Annotated in this window: 17 protein-coding genes; 9 read left to right on the top strand and 8 right to left on the bottom strand. The window is 69.0% G+C overall.

Annotation, left to right across the window (positions count from 1 at the left end):
* Positions 1–66 precede the first annotated feature (66 nt).
* Positions 67–2649: an FtsK/SpoIIIE family DNA translocase gene (locus HPY32_RS41770; protein WP_067586717.1), complete on the top strand. Its 2583-nt coding sequence runs from the start codon at positions 67–69 to the stop codon at positions 2647–2649.
* A 94-nt stretch (positions 2650–2743) separates the two neighbouring features.
* Here HPY32_RS41770 and HPY32_RS41765 read toward each other — a convergent pair whose 3' ends face one another.
* A complete protein-coding gene (locus HPY32_RS41765; RefSeq protein ID WP_067586720.1) occupies positions 2744–3451 on the bottom strand; it encodes a cupin domain-containing protein in 708 nt (235 codons plus the stop codon).
* A gap of 213 nt (positions 3452–3664) precedes the next feature.
* Between HPY32_RS41765 and HPY32_RS41760 the strand changes: the two genes are divergently transcribed.
* The gene (locus tag HPY32_RS41760) at positions 3665–4324 is read left to right on the top strand and encodes a thiaminase II/PqqC family protein (protein ID WP_067586723.1); all 660 of its coding nucleotides are present in this window, start codon (positions 3665–3667) and stop codon (positions 4322–4324) included.
* Between the two features lie 6 nt (positions 4325–4330).
* Here the strand turns inward: HPY32_RS41760 and HPY32_RS41755 are convergent, their stop codons facing one another.
* Together HPY32_RS41755 and HPY32_RS41750 are read right to left on the bottom strand one after the other, a co-directional pair.
* Positions 4331–4762 (bottom strand): TIGR03668 family PPOX class F420-dependent oxidoreductase, encoded by a 432-nt coding sequence (locus HPY32_RS41755; protein ID WP_067586726.1) that lies wholly within the window; start codon positions 4760–4762, stop codon positions 4331–4333.
* A 21-nt stretch (positions 4763–4783) separates the two neighbouring features.
* Complete coding sequence (locus HPY32_RS41750) at positions 4784–5200, bottom strand: nuclear transport factor 2 family protein (RefSeq protein ID WP_067595590.1); 417 nt, start codon at positions 5198–5200, stop codon at positions 4784–4786.
* 130 nt (positions 5201–5330) lie between these two features.
* Here HPY32_RS41750 and HPY32_RS41745 point away from each other — a divergent pair, with 130 nt between their 5' ends.
* Positions 5331–5915 (top strand): TetR/AcrR family transcriptional regulator, encoded by a 585-nt coding sequence (locus HPY32_RS41745; RefSeq protein ID WP_067586730.1) that lies wholly within the window; start codon positions 5331–5333, stop codon positions 5913–5915.
* Here HPY32_RS41745 and HPY32_RS41740 read toward each other — a convergent pair whose 3' ends face one another.
* Together HPY32_RS41740 and HPY32_RS41735 are read right to left on the bottom strand one after the other, a co-directional pair.
* Positions 5916–6197 (bottom strand): YciI family protein, encoded by a 282-nt coding sequence (locus HPY32_RS41740; protein ID WP_067586734.1) that lies wholly within the window; start codon positions 6195–6197, stop codon positions 5916–5918.
* A 17-nt stretch (positions 6198–6214) separates the two neighbouring features.
* Complete coding sequence (locus tag HPY32_RS41735; protein WP_082871262.1) at positions 6215–6757, bottom strand: amino-acid N-acetyltransferase; 543 nt, start codon at positions 6755–6757, stop codon at positions 6215–6217.
* A 155-nt stretch (positions 6758–6912) separates the two neighbouring features.
* On the opposite strand from HPY32_RS41735, the gene pgsA reads away from it, so the two are divergent.
* The 6 genes from pgsA to HPY32_RS41705 all read left to right on the top strand — a co-directional run bounded on the left by pgsA (position 6913) and on the right by HPY32_RS41705 (position 13915).
* Positions 6913–7575 (top strand): CDP-diacylglycerol--glycerol-3-phosphate 3-phosphatidyltransferase, encoded by a 663-nt coding sequence (pgsA, locus tag HPY32_RS41730; RefSeq protein WP_373686718.1) that lies wholly within the window; start codon positions 6913–6915, stop codon positions 7573–7575.
* Positions 7572–8078 (top strand): CinA family protein, encoded by a 507-nt coding sequence (locus HPY32_RS41725; protein ID WP_067586740.1) that lies wholly within the window; start codon positions 7572–7574, stop codon positions 8076–8078. The genes pgsA and HPY32_RS41725 overlap by 4 nt, the downstream gene beginning before the upstream one ends.
* A 79-nt stretch (positions 8079–8157) precedes the next feature.
* Positions 8158–8517, top strand: coding sequence for a helix-turn-helix domain-containing protein (locus HPY32_RS41720; protein ID WP_067586744.1), 360 nt, complete (start codon positions 8158–8160; stop codon positions 8515–8517).
* A 208-nt stretch (positions 8518–8725) separates the two neighbouring features.
* Positions 8726–9541 carry a PspA/IM30 family protein gene (locus HPY32_RS41715; RefSeq protein ID WP_067586748.1) on the top strand — a complete coding sequence of 272 codons (816 nt, stop codon included), beginning with the start codon at positions 8726–8728 and terminating at the stop codon, positions 9539–9541.
* 37 nt (positions 9542–9578) lie between these two features.
* On the top strand, positions 9579–10799 hold the full coding sequence (gene pspM, locus HPY32_RS41710; RefSeq protein WP_253950101.1) for a phage shock envelope stress response protein PspM: 1221 nt from the start codon (positions 9579–9581) through the stop codon (positions 10797–10799).
* Between the two features lie 56 nt (positions 10800–10855).
* Positions 10856–13915 carry a glycine--tRNA ligase gene (locus tag HPY32_RS41705; protein WP_067586755.1) on the top strand — a complete coding sequence of 1020 codons (3060 nt, stop codon included), beginning with the start codon at positions 10856–10858 and terminating at the stop codon, positions 13913–13915.
* On the opposite strand, the gene HPY32_RS41700 is transcribed toward HPY32_RS41705, so the two are convergent.
* From HPY32_RS41700 to HPY32_RS46720, 3 genes are all read right to left on the bottom strand, one after another.
* Positions 13912–14367, bottom strand: a complete 456-nt coding sequence (locus HPY32_RS41700; RefSeq protein ID WP_067586758.1) for an SRPBCC family protein — start codon at positions 14365–14367, stop codon at positions 13912–13914. The genes HPY32_RS41705 and HPY32_RS41700 overlap by 4 nt on opposite strands.
* Positions 14368–14421: 54 nt before the next feature.
* Positions 14422–15645, bottom strand: coding sequence for a M1 family metallopeptidase (locus HPY32_RS41695; protein ID WP_067586761.1), 1224 nt, complete (start codon positions 15643–15645; stop codon positions 14422–14424).
* 740 nt (positions 15646–16385) lie between these two features.
* Positions 16386–16814: an HIT family protein gene (locus tag HPY32_RS46720; protein WP_067595594.1), complete on the bottom strand. Its 429-nt coding sequence runs from the start codon at positions 16812–16814 to the stop codon at positions 16386–16388.
* Positions 16815–16858 lie beyond the last annotated feature (44 nt).

The raw sequence follows: 16858 nt of genomic DNA, 5'->3' as shown, positions 1-16858 counted from the left end.
TTCGATCTCGGTGGTGTGGGTGTTGCGGATGGTCCGGATGGGGCGATTGCCGCTAGCCTGAGCACCATGGCAGGTAAGTCCCGCGGCACCACGTCGGCACGTTCGCGGGCGGGAACGACTCGGGGCCGGGCTCCGGTGCGGTCGCGTTCGGGCGGTTCCCGGTCGGGGGCGACGCGGCGCGGGCGGACCACCCCCGCTCGCCGCCCGGCGCGCGCCCGGTCGAACACCGCCCCGCTCGCCGTCTTCGGCCGCGGCATCGGAAACGGCTGGAACATGCTCGCCCGCGGCATGGGCGCCACCACGCGGACGCTGAGCCGGGCCGGAGAGATCGAGCACGCGCATCGCCGCGACGGTGTCGCGCTGGCGCTCATCGCGTTCAGCGTCGTGATCGCCGCGGCCGTCTGGCTATCGGCCGGTGGGCCGATCGGGCACTGGGTCGAGAACGGCATCCGGTGGATCTCCGGATCGGCCTCGGGCGCTTTGCCTTTCGTCGCCACCGGCATCGCGGTGGTGCTGATGCGCACCGAGCCCCGCCCGGAGATCCGGCCCCGGCTGGTGCTGGGCGGGCTGCTGGTCGGGATGCCCGCGCTGGGCCTGTGGCATATCGCGTCCGGCGCGCCCACCGATCCGCACGGCCGCGCGCACGCCGCTGGTTTCGCCGGATACGTGGCGGGCGGCCCGCTGCGCGAGGGGCTGACCGCGTGGCTGGCGGTGCCGTTGTTGTTGCTGGCCATCGTGTTCGGCGTGCTGCTGCTGACCGGCACCACGGTGCGCGAGGTGCCGGAGCGCTTACGGGAGCTGTTCGGCGCCGGCGGCGGCGAATACGACTCCTACGACGACCGTTACGGCCTCTACGATCCGGAAAACTATGACGCGGACGGGTTCCCGGCGCACCCGAACGCCAAGCGCCGCCGCCGCGGCCGGACCCCGGCCGAGAACTATCCCACCGACGAATTCGCCGACGCCCGCACCGAGGTGATCGGCGAACCACCGCTGCGCGACGCCAAGGAGATCGAGCCCGATCCCGAGGCCAAGTCCGCGGCCAAGCCCAGACCGAAGAAGGCGCCCAAGGTCGTCGACCAGACGCCGGAACCGCCCGCGCCGCAGCAGCTGGAGTTCGTCACCGAACGCCAGATCGAGGGCGACTATCAGCTGCCGCCGCTGTCGCTGCTCACCGACGGCGATCCGCCCAAGAAGCGCAGTGCCGCCAACGAATCGATGATCGAGGCGATCACCGAGGTGCTGGTGCAGTTCAAGATCGACGCAGCGGTCACCGGTTTCGTGCGCGGCCCGACGGTCACCCGCTACGAGGTGGAGCTGGGCCCCGGCGTGAAGGTCGAGAAGATCACCGCGCTGGCCCGCAATATCGCGTATGCCGTTGCCACCGAGAACGTTCGGCTGCTGGCGCCGATTCCGGGCAAGTCCGCGGTGGGCATCGAGGTGCCCAACGCCGACCGCGAACTGGTGCGGCTGGCCGACGTGCTCAAGGCGCCCTCGACCCGAAACGACCACCACCCCTTGGTGATCGGCCTCGGCAAGAACATCGAGGGCGAATTCGTCAGCGCCAACCTGGCCAAGATGCCGCACCTGCTGGTGGCCGGTTCCACCGGTTCGGGCAAGTCCAGCTTCGTGAACTCGATGCTGGTGTCGCTGCTGGGCCGGGCGACGCCGGACGAGGTGCGGATGATCCTCATCGACCCGAAGATGGTGGAACTGACGCCCTACGAGGGCATTCCGCATCTGATCACGCCCATCATCACCCAGCCGAAGAAGGCCGCCGCCGCGCTGGCCTGGCTGGTGGAGGAGATGGAGCAGCGCTATCAGGACATGCAGGCCAGCAAGGTGCGCCACATCGACGACTTCAACAAGAAGGTGAAGTCGGGGCAGATCACCGCGCCGCTGGGCAGCGAGCGGGTGTACCGGCCCTACCCGTACATTCTCGCCATCGTCGACGAGCTGGCGGACCTGATGATGACCGCGCCGCGCGACGTCGAGGACGCCATCGTGCGCATCACCCAGAAGGCCCGCGCCGCGGGTATTCACCTGGTGCTGGCGACGCAGCGGCCCTCGGTGGACGTGGTCACCGGCCTGATCAAGACCAATGTGCCGTCCCGGCTGGCGTTCGCGACCTCGTCGCTGACCGACTCGCGCGTCATCCTGGACCAGCCGGGCGCGGAGAAGCTGATCGGCATGGGCGACGGCCTGTTCCTGCCGATGGGCGCGTCGAAACCGACTCGCCTGCAGGGCGCGTTCATCTCCGACGAGGAGATCCACGCGGTCGTCGAGTTCGCCAAGAACCAGGCCGAGCCGGATTATCAGGACGGCGTCACCACCGCCAAGGCGGGCGAGAAGAAGGACGTCGATCCCGATATCGGCGACGACCTGGACCTGCTGCTGCAGGCCGTGGAACTCGTGGTGACCTCGCAATTCGGTTCCACCTCCATGCTCCAGCGCAAGCTGCGGGTCGGCTTCGCCAAGGCGGGCCGCCTCATGGACCTGATGGAGACCCGCGGCGTCGTCGGGCCCAGCGAGGGGTCGAAGGCGCGGGATGTGCTGGTGAAACCGGATGAGCTGGAGGGGGTGCTGTATTCCATCCGGGGTGGGGGAGGGGAGCCAGCGGGCGAGTCGGAAGAGCCCGGGGCCCAGTAGATTCCGGCGTGCTTCCCGTAGATTCCGGCGTGCTTTTGGCCGGAATCTTCCGTGAGGTCCCGGCCAAAAGCACGCCGGGACCATGGATAGAGCGTCAGCCGTGCTGGCCGATGACTATCGGCTCCAGCTTCGTCGGTAGGGCGGCGAAGACCGACTCCGGGACGCCGAAGGCGGCGGCGAGCACGTTGCGGGGGAGCGCGCTCAGCGTGGCCACCACGCCGATGTCGTCGTCGGGTTCCTTGGCGCTGGTGTTGAACACGACCAGCACCTCCAGCGGCATATCCGTGCGGGCGTTCTCGAAGTAGTGGAGGTGGCCCTGCGGAGCGAAGACCAGATCGCCCTGCTCGGCCTGGAACACAGTATTGCGGTAGGCGCCGTCGGAGTGGGTGCCGAGGATCGTCCACTTCGCCGTCCCGGAGACGACGAAGTTCAGCTCCCAGGCGGTCGGATGCCAGTGCGGCTCACGGAATCCGCCCACCTCCAGCCGCACGAAGTACACCGAGCCGCGCTGCCCCTGCAGGATCGGGAAGGTGTCCTCGTTCGCGCCCTGGAGATACCCGCCGCGGTAGGCGTCCTTCTCCGATCGCGTCAGCTTGAACAGATGCGGCGCGGCATTGAGGTTCTTGTCCAGCGGACCCTCCGCGGCCACCGGCGCGGTGGCGGCCGCGGCCGAACTCGCCTTCGCCCCGACCAGTCCGCCACCGACGGCGGCCGCCGCGGCCGCACCCGCGCCGAGGACCAGTCTGCGGTCCACTCCCTTGCGATTTCCGTTGTCCTGCTTGATGTTCGGCTGTTCCGGCATGTCGCCGTCCTCTCTCGGAGAACCATTCGATCGATTTCGCAACTGCCAACCCGGGATGACGATGTCGAGCGTAATCAGTTCATCCCATGAATCACACATGGGACTTATCACAGAGATCGAGGAATGATCGGTATTAAACGTTACGCGCGATAAATAGACCCGATCTGCCGGGAAACGAGGCGCGCCGACGGGCGGTGCGCCGACAATGCTGATATGGCCGACAATCTCACCGAGGCTCGCGCGCTGGTCCGGCGCGCACGAGACGAGATCGATTCGTCCGCAAATCATTTCGTCGATCTGCTGGAGGCCGGGCAGATCCCGTCGGAGCGGCTGCGCCGGTTGGCGGGGGAGCAGTACAGCATCCTCGCCAGCGACCGGCGCAGTTTCGCGCTGCTGGCCGCGCGCTTCCCCGAACCCCCGGCGGGCCCGGTGTTCCTGGGCCTGGCCACCGGGGAGGGCGAGGCCGCCGGGCTGCTGACGACGTTCGCGACCGCGCTCGGCTGGGGCGAGGAGGACCTGCGCGCCTACGAGCCGCACCCCGGCGCCCAGGCGTATCCGGCCTACCTGGCCCAGCAGGCGGTCTTCGGCACCTGCGGCGGCGTCGCCCTCGCCATGCTCGCCAACCTCGACGAGTGGGGCTCCTACTGCCGCCGCATCGCCACCGCCCTCGCCGACAAATACGGCCTCCCCGAGGAATCCGTCGGCTTCTTCCGCTTCTTCGCCGAGTCTCCGCCCGGTTTCGCCGACGAGGCGACCGCCACCGTCGCCCAGGGCCTCGGCATGGGCGACGACCCCGGCCACGCCCTGCGCGCCGCCCGGATGCTGCACGCCTACGAGACGGATTTCTGGAACAGCCTCGCCGCCGGGCTGTGAGCCGGATCAGTCGGTGTAGGCCCAGCCGGAGACCGTGTCGACGACGATCCGGATCACCGGCCCGGTCGGCGAATTATCCTGGTACTGCGGATATTTCGCGGTTAGCCAGGCGATGGACGCGGCGCGGTCCGGGCCGTCGGTGAGGATGCGGGCGGTGCCGTCCAGGCGGACCCACCACAGCTGCGTCCAGTCCTCGGAGTAGTCGTCGGCCAGCAGCGCGACCCGCGGATTGTCGGCGATATTGCGGAGCCGCCGCAGCCGGGTGGTGGTCTTGGGTTTGTGGTCGATCGCGATGACCGCCACCGGATTTCGTGGGTCCGGGTCGGTCGCGAACGTCACCGGAACCAGGTGCGGCCGCCCGTCCGCGCCCGCGGTGGCGAGCCGGGCGACCCGGGCCGCGCGAAATCGGTCCCAGGCCGTGGCCTCGTCCAGTCGCACCGGGTCAGCGTAGTGCAGGCGCTACGCCTGCGCGGCCTCACGCCGCACCTGCTCGGCCGCCTCGCGCTGGATGCGGTCGAACTGGGCGCCCATGGCCTCGGCCAGGGCGGTCGCGGCCGACAGCGGGCGCACCATCACGGTCAGCTCGTCGACCTTGCCCGCCTCGTCGAGATGGACGAAATCGCATCCGGTGAGCCGCTTTCCGGCCACCGTGGCCTCGAAGACCAGGGCCGCGTCCCGGCCGTTCGGGTCGGCGATCTCGCGCACGTAGCGGAAATCCTCGAACACCCGCAGCACGCCGCGCAGGATCGCGCTCGTGATCGCCCGCCCCGGATACGGCTTGAACGCCACCGGGCTGGTGAACACCACGTCGTCTGCCAGCAGCGCCTCGATCGCCGCCGCATCGTGTGCCTCCACGGCCTGCCGGAACGGATGCATCGCCACCTCGCATATGCAACTGGTTGAATAGCCTCCCGGCATCCTAGCGGGATCGCCCGAACCGCGCGCGGCAGGAAACTTCAGCGGATAAAATTCTTGTATGACTAAGAAGGCGCGATAGGGTGGCGAGATGAGCGGACTCCGTGAGCGCAAGAAGGCACAGACCCGGCAGGCGCTCGCCGACGCGGCGTTGCGACTGTTCCTGGAGCGCGGCTACGACGCGGTGAGCCTGAAGGAGATCGCCGAGGCCGCCGACGTCTCGGTGCCCACGGTATTCGCGCACTTCCCGGACGGGAAAGAGTCGCTGGTGTTCGACCTGGACGCCGACCGGGAGCGGCAGCTGGTGGCGGCCGTGCGCGACCGCGCCCCCGGGTCGGGCGTGCTGGACGGCCTGCTCGAGATGTACCTCGCCGGGCCGCTCACCGGCGAATCGGCGGAGATGCGGGACTTCCTCCGGCTGATCGAGTCCACACCCGCCCTGCGCGAGTACTCGCGCAGAATGTGGCAGCGCCACGAGGGCGCGCTGGCGGGCGCGCTGGCGGCGGAGCTGGGAGTGCCGCCCGGCGATCCGGCGGCGACGGCGCTGGCGCACTTCGCGCTGGGCGCGGTGCAGGTCGCCCGCGCCGCCGACGATCCGGCGGCGGCCGTCACCCGGATCTTCGAACTACTCGAATCCGGTTGGGGGCCGCTGCTTTCCGGACAACGGGGCCGCTGATCAGGCGAACGCGCCCATTACCGGCAGCCACTCGACGGCTCGCTTGTCGTCGATGACGTCGTGCCGCGCGAACGGGTCCTGCGCCAGCAGGGCGTCCATGGCCGCGGCGTCGTCGGCGCGGAACAGGATCAGCGCGCCGGAACCATCCGGATAGAAACCGCTGGACAGCACCGTGCCCCGCTCGACCAGGTCGGCCAGCCACTGCCGATGCGCCGGGCGATGCTCGTCGCGACCGGCGGCGGTGGCCTCGGTGTAGGTGTAGTGGACGGCGAAGATCGGCACGGGGGTTCCTTTACGCGCTACAGGGTCAACAGCATTCGAGTATTGCCCAGGGTGTTCGGCTTGACGTAGCTGAGGTCCAGGAACTCGGCCACACCGGTGTCGTAGGACCGGCACATCTCGGCGAACACCTCAGCGGTCACCGGCGTCCCGTCGATCTCCACGAAGCCGTGCCGGGCGAAGAACTCCACCTCGAAGGTGAGCACGAACAGCCGCCGCAGCTGGAGCTCGCGGGCGGTCTCCACCAGCCGCTCCACCAGCAGCCGCCCGATGCCGGTGCCCTTGGCGTCGGGGTGCACCGCCACCGTGCGCACCTCACCCAGGTCCGCCCACAGCACGTGCAGCGCGCCGCACCCGATCAGTCGGCCGTCCAGTTCGGCGACCCAGAACTCCTGGACCGCCTCGTACAGCGTGACCAGGTTCTTCTCCAGCAGGATCTTGCCCGCGTACACGTCGACGAGGGCCTTGATCGCGGGCACATCGGAGGTTCGAGCGCGTCGGACGACGGGTGTTCCCGCCTCCGCGACGCCGATCGAATCCGTATGTGGTGCCCGAGTTGTCATGGGGTGCACAGTAGTCGTCCCCGTTACCGATAGTCTGGTGGAGTGCAGCACACTCCGACCGACCGATCGTTCGCGCGTGTTCGGATGCGCGGCGTTCGCGTCCGGTCCGCGACCACGGCGCCGGGTATCCGGGCCGTTGCCGGTCGGGGGTGCCGGTGAGCGTGCAGAGCGACGATATGGATCGCGCCTGGACCGACGCCACGCGAGCGCGAGCGAATCTGGTATCCGCCCCCGTCGCGCGCACGGTCGAACCGTCGGCCGTGCCGCTGATGAACATCGCCAATATCCTGACCATCCTGCGCATCCTGGCGGTGCCGCTGTTCCTGCTGGCCCTGTTCGCCGCGGGCGGCCACGACACCGCATGGCGGATCGGGGCGGCGGCGCTGTTCGGGCTCGCGGCCATCACCGATCGCATCGACGGGCAACTGGCCCGCAAGTACGGCCTGGTCACCGATTTCGGCAAGCTCGCCGATCCGATCGCCGACAAGGCGCTGATCGGGTCCGCGCTGATCGGGTTATCCCTTCTCGGCGATCTGGCCTGGTGGATCACGCTGGTCATCTGCGCCCGCGAGATCGGGGTGACGCTGCTGCGGCTGGCGGTGGTGCGCCGCGGGGTGATTCCGGCCGGGCGCGGCGGCAAGCTCAAGACGCTGGTCCAGTCGCTGGCCATCGCGGTCGTGCTGCTGCCGCTGTCCGGCGGATTCGAGACCGCGGGCCTGATCCTGATGTACGCGGCCGTCGTCCTGACGGTCGTCACCGGCCTGGACTACGTGGTGCAGGCGGCACGGTTGTGGTCGGGCCCGGTCAAACGTTCATGACCGATCCGCTCACCACGCTCGTCCCCGCCGTCGATCTGGTGCGCCTGCTGCGAGCCGGGAATCGGACCGTGGCCACGGCGGAATCGCTGACCGCGGGCCTGCTGTCGGCCACCATCGCCGGGGTGCCCGGCGCCAGCACGGTGCTGCGCGGCGGGATGATCGTCTACGCCACCGACCTCAAGCACACGCTCGCGGGCGTGAGCGAGGACACACTCGCCGCCGACGGTCCCGTCGCGGCGAGCACCGCCGAACAGCTCGCGGTCGGCGCGCGCACGGTCTGTCGCGCCGACTGGGGCGTGGCGCTCACCGGCGTGGCGGGGCCGGATCCGCAGGACGGGCAGCCGGTCGGCACGGTGTTTCTCGGGCTGGCCGGACCGGACGGCACCGAGGTGGTGCGGTTGAAACTCACCGGCGACCGGTGGACGATCAGGATGGAAGCGGTTCGTGCCGCGGTCACCGAGCTGATTCGCGGCCTCGGTGGCGCGCACGATCCGCCGGGGTGAGCGGGAACCAACGGGGTGGCGTGTGACGTTGTCACAACAGACGCTCGGTCCGGTCGGGAGAGAACGTAAGGAGAACGAGATGACGCTGCTGCGAGAGGCCATCGGGGAGAGTCTGCGGCGTGCTCGGATCGCCCAGAGCCGGACCCTGCGGGAGGTGTCGAATTCCGCGCGGGTGAGCCTGGGCTACCTATCCGAGGTGGAGCGCGGACGCAAGGAGGCCTCCAGCGAACTCCTGGCGGCCATCTGCCAGGCATTGGATCTGCCGCTGGCGCGGGTGCTGTCCGACGTGAGCACCGCCATGGCCGAGGCCGACGACCTCGCCGCGCGCGCCCAGCGCGAATGGGTCGACGCCGGGCCCGTCGGCAAGATCGCCGATCGCACCCGGATCGTCATCCCGGCGCCCAAGCCGGACAAACTGGTCCTGGTGCAGGCGAATTGAGCCCGCGCCGGTGGCCGCGATGTGATCGGCGTCGGCGACGCTGTACGAACGAGCGGAAACGGATAGATTCTCTGTAAGCGTCGCACCCGGCGGGTTCTCCCCGCCTCGGGCGCGGCGCCGTGGAGGATAGGGACATTAGCGGTGCGTGACGGTCGCGCACTACAGTCGCGTGGGAGCGCGGCGCGTCAGATGGAGGCGGGATCAATCGATGGCTAATCCGTTCGTCAAGGCCTGGAAGTACATGATGGCCCTCTTCGATTCCAAGATCGAGGAGCACGCGGATCCGAAGGTCCAGATTCAGCAGGCTATCGAGGAAGCCCAGCGCCAGCATCAGGCCCTGTCGCAGCAGGCCGCGTCGGTCATCGGCAATCAGCGCCAGCTCGAGATGAAGCTCAACCGCCAGCTCGACGAGGTGGAGAAGCTCAACGCCAATGCCCGCCAGGCGGTCATGCTGGCCGACCAGGCCACCGGCGCCGGCGACACCGAGAAGGCGATCCAGTACACCAACGCCGCCGAGGCGTTCGCGGCGCAGCTGGTCACCGCCGAGCAGGCCGTCGAAGACCTGAAGGTGCTGCACGACCAGTCGCTGCAGGCCGCCGCGCAGGCCAAGAAGGCGGTCGAGCAGAACGCCATGCTGCTGCAGCAGAAGGTCGCCGAGCGTACCAAGCTGCTCTCGCAGCTGGAGCAGGCCAAGATGCAGGAGCAGGTGTCGGCCTCGCTGCAGCAGATGGACTCCACCCTGTCCGCGCCCGGCTCCACGCCGAGCCTGGACGCGGTGCGCGAGAAGATCGAGCGCCGCTACGCCAACGCGCTCGGTGCCGCCGAGCTGGCGCAGAACACGGTGCAGGGCCGCATGATGGAGGTGCAGCAGGCCAGCGTCCAGATGGCCGGCCACAACCGCCTCGAGCAGATCCGCGCCTCCATGCGCGGCGACTCCCTGCCGTCGGGCGGCGGCCAGCAGGCCGTGCCGAACCCGGCCGCGCAGCCGCAGATCAACAACAAGGGCCAGGCCGCCCAGCAGTAACCGACGGCGGTCCGATCCGCTCGAAAGGTTTGGCGTGATGGGGAAATCGCGGGCGCACGACGAGCCCGCGATCCCCCGCGCCCACTCCCGCCGCCCGAGCCGCCCGCTACCGGCAAACCCGACCTCCGGCATCGCACCGGAGGTCGCCCCGTCTCCGGCCGACCCCCGCTCGTCCTGGAAACTCTCGCTCCCCTTCGGCTCCCGCCCGACCCCCGGCCCCACCCTCCCGGCCGTACCCACCGACGAATCCAAGGCCCGGACCGATGCCTTGTCCGAGTCGTCACGCGGTGCGGCCGGTGCAGACAGGTCGCGGCAGGTTCGAGGCGAGTCACGGCGACGCGAGGATGCGGACCGGGCGCGGCGGTCCGAAGGGCGAGACAGGTCGCGGCAGGATGCGGAGCGTGCCGAGCGGGCGCGGGGTGGGCGGTTCGCGGGGCTGTGGGATGTGTTGGGGGAGCGGGGAATCGAGGGGGAGCGAGTCTCGGACGGGTTGCGCGAGGCGGGGGAGCAGGCGCTACTCGCGGTGCGGAAGTGGGCGGATCCGCGGGAGCGGGAGTTGCGGCGGCGCCGGAAGGTGCGGCGGCGGGGGTTGCGGTTGGGAGCCGCCTCGGGGCTGACCGCACTGGGGACCGCGGGGCTGGTGGTGGTCTCGGCTCCGGCGTGGGCCGTCATCGTCGTCGGCAGTGGGGCGGCGGCATTGGTGACGGGGGCGGCCGTGACCACGCGCCGGTATCTGGAGATGCGGCGAAATCCCTTGCCGCCCGCGGCATTCGTGCCGCGGAAGCTGCCGCCGATCCGGTCCGCGGCCCGGCCGCACATCGCGCGCCTGGTTCGGGCCGAACGTGCCCTGCACAGCCTCGGCCGCCGGATCGCCCATCGCGGCGCCCTGCCGCCGGACGATCTCGCCGACACCCTGGAGACCGCCGGGTCCGCGGCCGCGGCCCTGCATGCCCTGGCCACCGATGTGACCGCCATGGAGAAGGCCATCGGCGTTGTGGGCCGGGCACATTCGGCCATCACCCCGGGCCTGGGCGACGATGTCCGCGCCGTCGTGGCCCGGCTGGGATCCGGCGTCGTCGAATACGAGCAGTTGGTCGCCGCCGCGGGCCGAGTCCTGGCCGTACCCGAATCTCCCGCTCTCCCCGGCGATCTCGGCTGGGCCCTGGTCGAGCTCCGCGACGCCGCCGATCGTCTCGACGGCTGGGCGCACGCGCTCACCGAACTCGCCGACCGCGGGGACGGTCCGGCGGTCCGCTGATCGTCGCGGTCACGGCCGAGGCGGCGGTGCCCTGGTCGGCAGGTAACATTCGGCCAATGGCCGACCATGCAACCGCCCCTTCGAGCGCTCCGCCGACCCTGTCCATGCAGGATGCGATCCTGCGGTTGCAGAACTACTGGGCGGGCCACGGTTGTGTGATCGCGCAGCCGTTCAACACCGAAGTCGGTGCGGGGACGATGAATCCGGCCACCATTCTCAGTGTGCTCGGTCCCGAGCCGTGGCAGGTCGCCTACGTCGAGCCGTCGGTGCGGCCGGACGACAGCCGCTACGGCGAGAACCCGAACCGGTTGCAGACCCACACCCAGTTCCAGGTGATCGTGAAGCCGGAGCCGGGGAATCCGCAGGAGCTGTATCTGGGGTCGCTGGCGGCGCTCGGCATCGACCTGGATGCCCATGACGTCCGGTTCGTGGAGGACAACTGGGCCCAGCCCGCCATCGGCGCCTGGGGCCTGGGCTGGGAGGTGTGGCTGGACGGGATGGAGATCACCCAGTTCACCTACTTCCAGCAGGTGGGCGGGCAGAACCTGGACCCGATTCCGGTCGAGATCACCTACGGGCTGGAACGCATTCTCATGGCCGTGCAGAAGGTCACCCACTTCAAGGACCTGCTGTACGCGCCCGGCGTCACCTATGGCGAATTCCTCGGGCAGTCCGAATACGAGATGTCGCGGTACTACCTCGACGACGCGGACGTCGACGCCACCCGCACCCTGCTCGATCTCTACTCGCGCGAGGCCGATCGCATGATCGGACTGCGGCTGCCGGTTCCGGCGCACACCTTCGTGCTGAAGAGTTCGCACGCGTTCAATGTGCTCGACGCCCGCGGCGCGATCTCGACCACCGAGCGCGCCAAGTGGTTTCAGACCATGCGCACCCAGTCCCGCTCGGTCGCCGAGCTGTGGACCGAACTGCGCGCCGAGGCCGACCACCCGCGCGGCGTGTACGAACCGCTCCCGCTCGCCGTCGCCGCCGTCGACCCCGCCACCCTGCCGGTGCGCGGCGGCCTGGCGCTGCTGGAGATCGGGACCGAGGAGCTGCCGCCGCACATCGTCGACGCCGCCGTCGCCGCCGTCACGGCGGAACTGACCCGGCTGCTCGGCGAAACGGCCTTGCCGCACGGCCCGATCCGCGTCGCGGCCACGCCGCGCCGCATCGCCGTGCACCTCACCGACGTCGCCGACCGCGAACCGGATCGGCCGCAGGTGCGCCGCGGCCCCAAGGTCGCCGCCGCGTACGCCGCCGACGGCACGCCGAGCAAGGCGCTCGCGGGATTTCTCCGCGGCCAGCAGGCGACCGCCGACGAGCTCACCCGGGTCACCGTCAACGGCGCGGAACATGTTGCGGTGGAACGCATTCAGCCCGGCCGCAGCGCCGCCGAACTGCTCACCGCCGTCTTCTCGCAGCTGGTGTCGGGGCTGCGGTCGGACAAGAACATGCGGTGGAACGATCCGGCGCTGACCTTCAGCCGCCCGATCCGCTGGCTGGTGGCGCTGCTGGACGACACCGTGCTGCCGGTGACCGCCGGGGCGCTGGCCGCCGATCGCATCACCCGCGGCCATCGGCGGTCGGAGCGGGCCGAGATCGTCATCGAGCGCGCGGCCGACTACGACGTGGCGCTGCGCGGTGAACAGATCCTGCTCGACCGCACCGAGCGCCGCGCGGCCGTGGTGCGCGCCGCCACCGAGCTGGCCGAAAAGCACTCGGGCACCGTCGATGTCGACGCCGAGGCCGATCTGGTCGAGGAGATCACCAACCTGGTCGAAACCCCGGTCGGCATCCTGGGCCGCTTCGACGGCACATACCTGGACCTGCCCGAGCAGATCCTGACCACGGTCATGCGCAAGCATCAGCGCTACCTGCCGGTGCGCGCGGGCGACGGCCGCCTGCTGCCGCTGTTCGTCACCATGGCCAACGGCGCCTGCGACGCCGAGGTGGTCCGGGAGGGCAACGAGAGCGTGCTGCGCGCCCGCTTCGAGGACGCCACCTTCTTCTGGAACACCGATCTGCAGACGCCGCCGGTCGAGTTCCGCAATCGCCTGGGCGAGCTCACCTTCGAGCAGCGCCTGGGCTCGGTCGCCCAGCGCGCCGACCGGATCGCGGCCGTCGCCGACCGTCTCGCCCGGCGAGTTGTCCTGTCCGGCAACGACGCCGACACTCTCGCCCGCGCGGGCGAGCTGGTGAAGTTCGATCTGGCCACCCAGATGGTCGTCGAGATGACCTCGCTGGCGGGCACCATGGCTCGCGAATACGCCCGCCGCGCAGGGGAATCCGAGGCCGTGGCCGAGGCCCTGTTCGAGGCCGAGCGCCCGCGCCACCACGGCGACGGGCTCCCCGCGACCACGCCGGGCGCGCTGCTGGCGCTCGCCGACCGCTTCGATCTGCTGGTGGCCATGCTCGCGATCGGCGCCAAGCTGACCGGCACCTCCGACCCGTACGGGCTGCGCCGCGCGGCCCTCGGCATCGTCCGCATCCTGCGCGACCACCCGGAACTGGAGCCGATCTCCTACCGCGACGGACTCACCGCCGCCGCGGAAGTGCTTCGCGCCCAGGGCATCACGCTCCCCGATACGGTGCTCGACACCGCCGCCGACCTGCTCGTCACCCGCTACGAGCAGCGCCTGCGCGACGAGGAGGTCCCGATCCCGCTGATCGAGGCCACCCGCCCCTCGGCCGGAAACCCGCGCCGCGCCGACGATCTGCGCGCCGAGATCGACAACACCCGCGCGGCACACGGCCAACGCTTCGCCGATCTGGTGGAGGCCCTGCAGCGCATCGTCCGCATCCTGCCCCCCGAAACCGCCGCCACCCTCGACGAGGCTCTGCTGACCGAGCCCGCCGAGCGGCGGGTCCTCGCGACCCTGACCACCCTGGAATCCACTTGGGGACAGGCGCTTTCGGACTGGACCCGATCCGCCGAGCCTCTCACCGAGGCCCTGCAGACCTTCTTCGACGACATCCTCGTCATGGCCGAGGACCCGGCGCTGCGCGCCGCCCGGCTGGGACTGCTCGCGACGGTCCTGGATGCGGCCCCGTCCGGAATCGATTGGAAGGCAGTGCATTCGCTGCGGTCCGAGGTGGTCGAGGTGGCCTCCTAGCCCTCCGCGATCGCGGCCAGCTTGTCCAGTGACGCGCGGAGCTTGTCGGCGGTCGTTGCGCGGGCACGGGTCTGGCGTTTCTCGTCGGTCAGCCGGGTCCAGTCGTAGGTGTGGCTGACCCGGGTGTGCGTGTCGTCGAGGGGTTCGAGTTCCCAGCGCCACAGGTGGCCCGGGGGCTGCTTACCGGGTTCGGAGGGCCGCCACGCGATGCGGCGCCCCTCCTCGAACTCGACCACGTGGTTGTCGCGGTCCTGTCCGTTGGTGAGCGTCATGGTGAACATCTCGCCCACCCCGTGCGGACGCTGGCCCTCGGCGGCCTGCGCCAGATTGTCGTTGCCGTCCCAGCGCGGTTGCTGGGCGGGATCGGCGATCAGCTCGAAGATCCGCGCCGCGCCGGCGGCGATATCCCGGCTGGTGGTGACGACTCGAGGAGCATCGGTGTGATCGGTCATGCCCCGATCGAAGCATTTGTGACCCGCGTGGCGCCACCACCGCCGACCGGAGTGCTACCTCCGATCCTTCCGATCGCCCACGCCGTACGGCCAGTCCGCCTGGTCGGGCAGGGACTGGGCGTTCAGGTCCTGGGGTGCGGCGTGGTTGTGCAGGCTGCCGGGATACAGATATTGGTCGGCAGGCTTGGTGGTGCCGTTGAGCCAGGCGTCGAAGAATCCGGTCAGGTCCTGCGGGGTGCGGGACTGGATGAAGTCGCGGAATTCGGGGATCGACGCATTGGCGTTGCGGTGGTTCTCGTTGAAATCGCGGATGGCGGTGAAGAATACGTCGTCGTCAGCGATGGTCCGGCGCAGTGCGTGCAGGAACAGCGGGCCGCGCGAGTAGACCGTGGTGAATTCCTTTCCGGCACCGGGGTCGTAGAGCGGAATCGACCAGATGTCGCGGTGCTGCTTCTCGTAGCGGGCGAGGGTGTCGAGATAGAGCTTGTCGGAGTCCTTGCCGTCGATGCGTTCCGGCCACAGGATGTCGGCGGTGTAGCTGGCGAAGCATTCGTTGAGGCAGACATCGCGCCAGGTCTGCACCGACATCGAATCGCCCCACCACTGATGGGCGTTCTCGTGGACCAGGGTGTCGAGATCGGTCCACGGCGCGTAGGTCGGCCGCGTCTGGGTCTCCAGCGAGAACTGCAGATTGGTGTCGACGTAGATGCCGCCGCCGGAGGTGAACGGATACTTGCCGTACAGCTGCTCCTCGAAATCGATCACCTTCGGCAGATTCTGCTCCAGCGTCTGCTTGTTCTGGGCCGCGCCCGGGGCGAAGAAACTCTCCAAAGGCGTTCCGTCCGAGGTCGTCTGCTCCAGGCGGGTGAACTTGTCGATCGCGATCGTGCTCAGATAGCCGATGATCGGATCCCGCTCCTCCCAGGTGACGACGTGGTGATCGGGGTCGAGCGGCAGATCGGAGGTGCGAATGCCGTTGGACGCCACGTCCCAGCCGTTGGGCACGGTCGCGTGCACCGTGAAAGTTGCCTTGTCCAACGGTGTGTCGTTGATCGGATACCACGTCGTCGCCGAATGTGGTTCGCCCGCAGCGAAAGCCCCGCCCGACGGCGAATACGTCCAGCCGTTGCCCGCGGTGTCGGGCTCGGCGCCCGCGTAGTCGACGACGATGGTGAACGGCAGCTGGTTGGGAATCGGCATCGGGGGTGTGATGACGAGTTCGTGCTCTTCCGCGTGTTTGAACTGTGCCGCTTGACCATTGATGGTGACCGAGCTCACCTGGGGCCCGTTGTAGTCCAGCTCGAATTACGTCCTGGGCTTTTGCGATTGATGGATTGTGATGGCTCAGGGCGTCTACCTGCATGTTCGATGATTGGCGGCGTTGGTGGACGGTGGTCCAAGTAAGAGGCGCTGCGGACGAACTGCGGACGAAACTGGGCCTGGTGCCCGGAGGATAGGTTGTCTATCCGACCCTCCTGACTACTCTCCCCCGCCTTCCTCATACTGGCCATCCCTCAGCGGAAGACGGATGGGTCAAGGATGCCGTAGGCACCGCGTAGCGGACACCGAAGGTGGTCCTTGATGCGTCCGGCTGGAGCGAGACAATCGGGCCATGAGGAAGGTGGGGGAACTCCCGACCGGACCACTGCCAGCAGGAAAACGGATGGATCGACGGACCGAAACCGCCCCGGCCGAATCCCAGCCGGGAATGTCGTCGGAGTCGAGCACTTGGTGTGTGAGGTCGAATGCCAGATCGGCTATCAGGAGCTCCGGTGCGATGCGCGGGCCGCGACGCGCCCGACGCTCCGGTGGGCCGGAGCGAAGCGGAGGCCCTTGCCGCAGTGCGGCCGGTTGCGTGGCGCGGCGCGCGCAGCGCGCCGCCTTGACTCTATATAGCTAAATTCGGCAAAGAGCTTGCACGCGAAGGGCGTTGAGTACGAGAGTCGGGAACGGCTGGGACTTCCGCCCGAAGGTTAGGCGAACGGAGAATCTCAGCCGTTGGTATGACTGGACGGGGGTTAGTGGCGAGAGTGACCCAAGGCTGTCGACAATGCCTTGCCGTCCTGCTCGAGCTCTTCGCCCGAGATGGCAGGCTCGGAACCATCCAGCGGCAAAAGTGGAAAGGGTCGGCCTGGTGCTGGGTCTTCGACATATCGCGGAAGCATATGAGTGTGTAGATGAGGGAGGCTGTTTCCGAGCGTCTCGTAGTTCATCTTCAGCGGCTGGTAGTAGTCCGTCAGGGCTGCTCCAACGGTCATAACGGCGTGCCAATACTCCAAAGCTTCCGATTCGGAGAGCTCGAATGGTTCGTTGACGTGTCGACCGCGCCAGATGACCAGGGTGTAACCTCGCTGCACATTGGCACGCTGGAGAATGGCGTCTACGTGTTCGGAGCGGAATATCCGAATACCATGGCGATCATTATCGGGGCGGCTCGAATTACACATTTCGCAGCCGATTCCGCTGGTCAGGTCATCCCAATTGGATGGCC

It is taken from the genome of Nocardia terpenica (assembly GCF_013186535.1).
Classification (GTDB): Bacteria; Actinomycetota; Actinomycetes; order Mycobacteriales; family Mycobacteriaceae; genus Nocardia; species Nocardia terpenica.
The sequence above is the reverse complement of the archived record's forward strand: the minus strand, read 5'-3'. Positions and strand labels throughout refer to the sequence as shown.

Bases quoted from the DNA above. Each gene is read 5' to 3' on its own strand.
- HPY32_RS41770 (WP_067586717.1), top strand. From the start codon at position 67: ATGGCAGGTAAGTCCCGCGGCACCACGTCGGCACGTTCGCGGGCGGGA.
- HPY32_RS41765 (WP_067586720.1), bottom strand. From the start codon at position 3,451: ATGCCGGAACAGCCGAACATCAAGCAGGACAACGGAAATCGCAAGGGA.
- HPY32_RS46720 (WP_067595594.1), bottom strand. From the start codon at position 16,814: ATGTGTAATTCGAGCCGCCCCGATAATGATCGCCATGGTATTCGGATA.
- HPY32_RS41745 (WP_067586730.1), top strand. From the start codon at position 5,331: ATGAGCGGACTCCGTGAGCGCAAGAAGGCACAGACCCGGCAGGCGCTC.
- HPY32_RS41750 (WP_067595590.1), bottom strand. From the start codon at position 5,200: ATGCATCCGTTCCGGCAGGCCGTGGAGGCACACGATGCGGCGGCGATC.
- HPY32_RS41705 (WP_067586755.1), top strand. From the start codon at position 10,856: ATGGCCGACCATGCAACCGCCCCTTCGAGCGCTCCGCCGACCCTGTCC.
- HPY32_RS41700 (WP_067586758.1), bottom strand. From the start codon at position 14,367: ATGACCGATCACACCGATGCTCCTCGAGTCGTCACCACCAGCCGGGAT.
- HPY32_RS41720 (WP_067586744.1), top strand. From the start codon at position 8,158: ATGACGCTGCTGCGAGAGGCCATCGGGGAGAGTCTGCGGCGTGCTCGG.
- HPY32_RS41760 (WP_067586723.1), top strand. From the start codon at position 3,665: ATGGCCGACAATCTCACCGAGGCTCGCGCGCTGGTCCGGCGCGCACGA.
- HPY32_RS41715 (WP_067586748.1), top strand. From the start codon at position 8,726: ATGGCTAATCCGTTCGTCAAGGCCTGGAAGTACATGATGGCCCTCTTC.
- pspM (WP_253950101.1), top strand. From the start codon at position 9,579: ATGGGGAAATCGCGGGCGCACGACGAGCCCGCGATCCCCCGCGCCCAC.
- HPY32_RS41735 (WP_082871262.1), bottom strand. From the start codon at position 6,757: ATGACAACTCGGGCACCACATACGGATTCGATCGGCGTCGCGGAGGCG.
- HPY32_RS41725 (WP_067586740.1), top strand. From the start codon at position 7,572: ATGACCGATCCGCTCACCACGCTCGTCCCCGCCGTCGATCTGGTGCGC.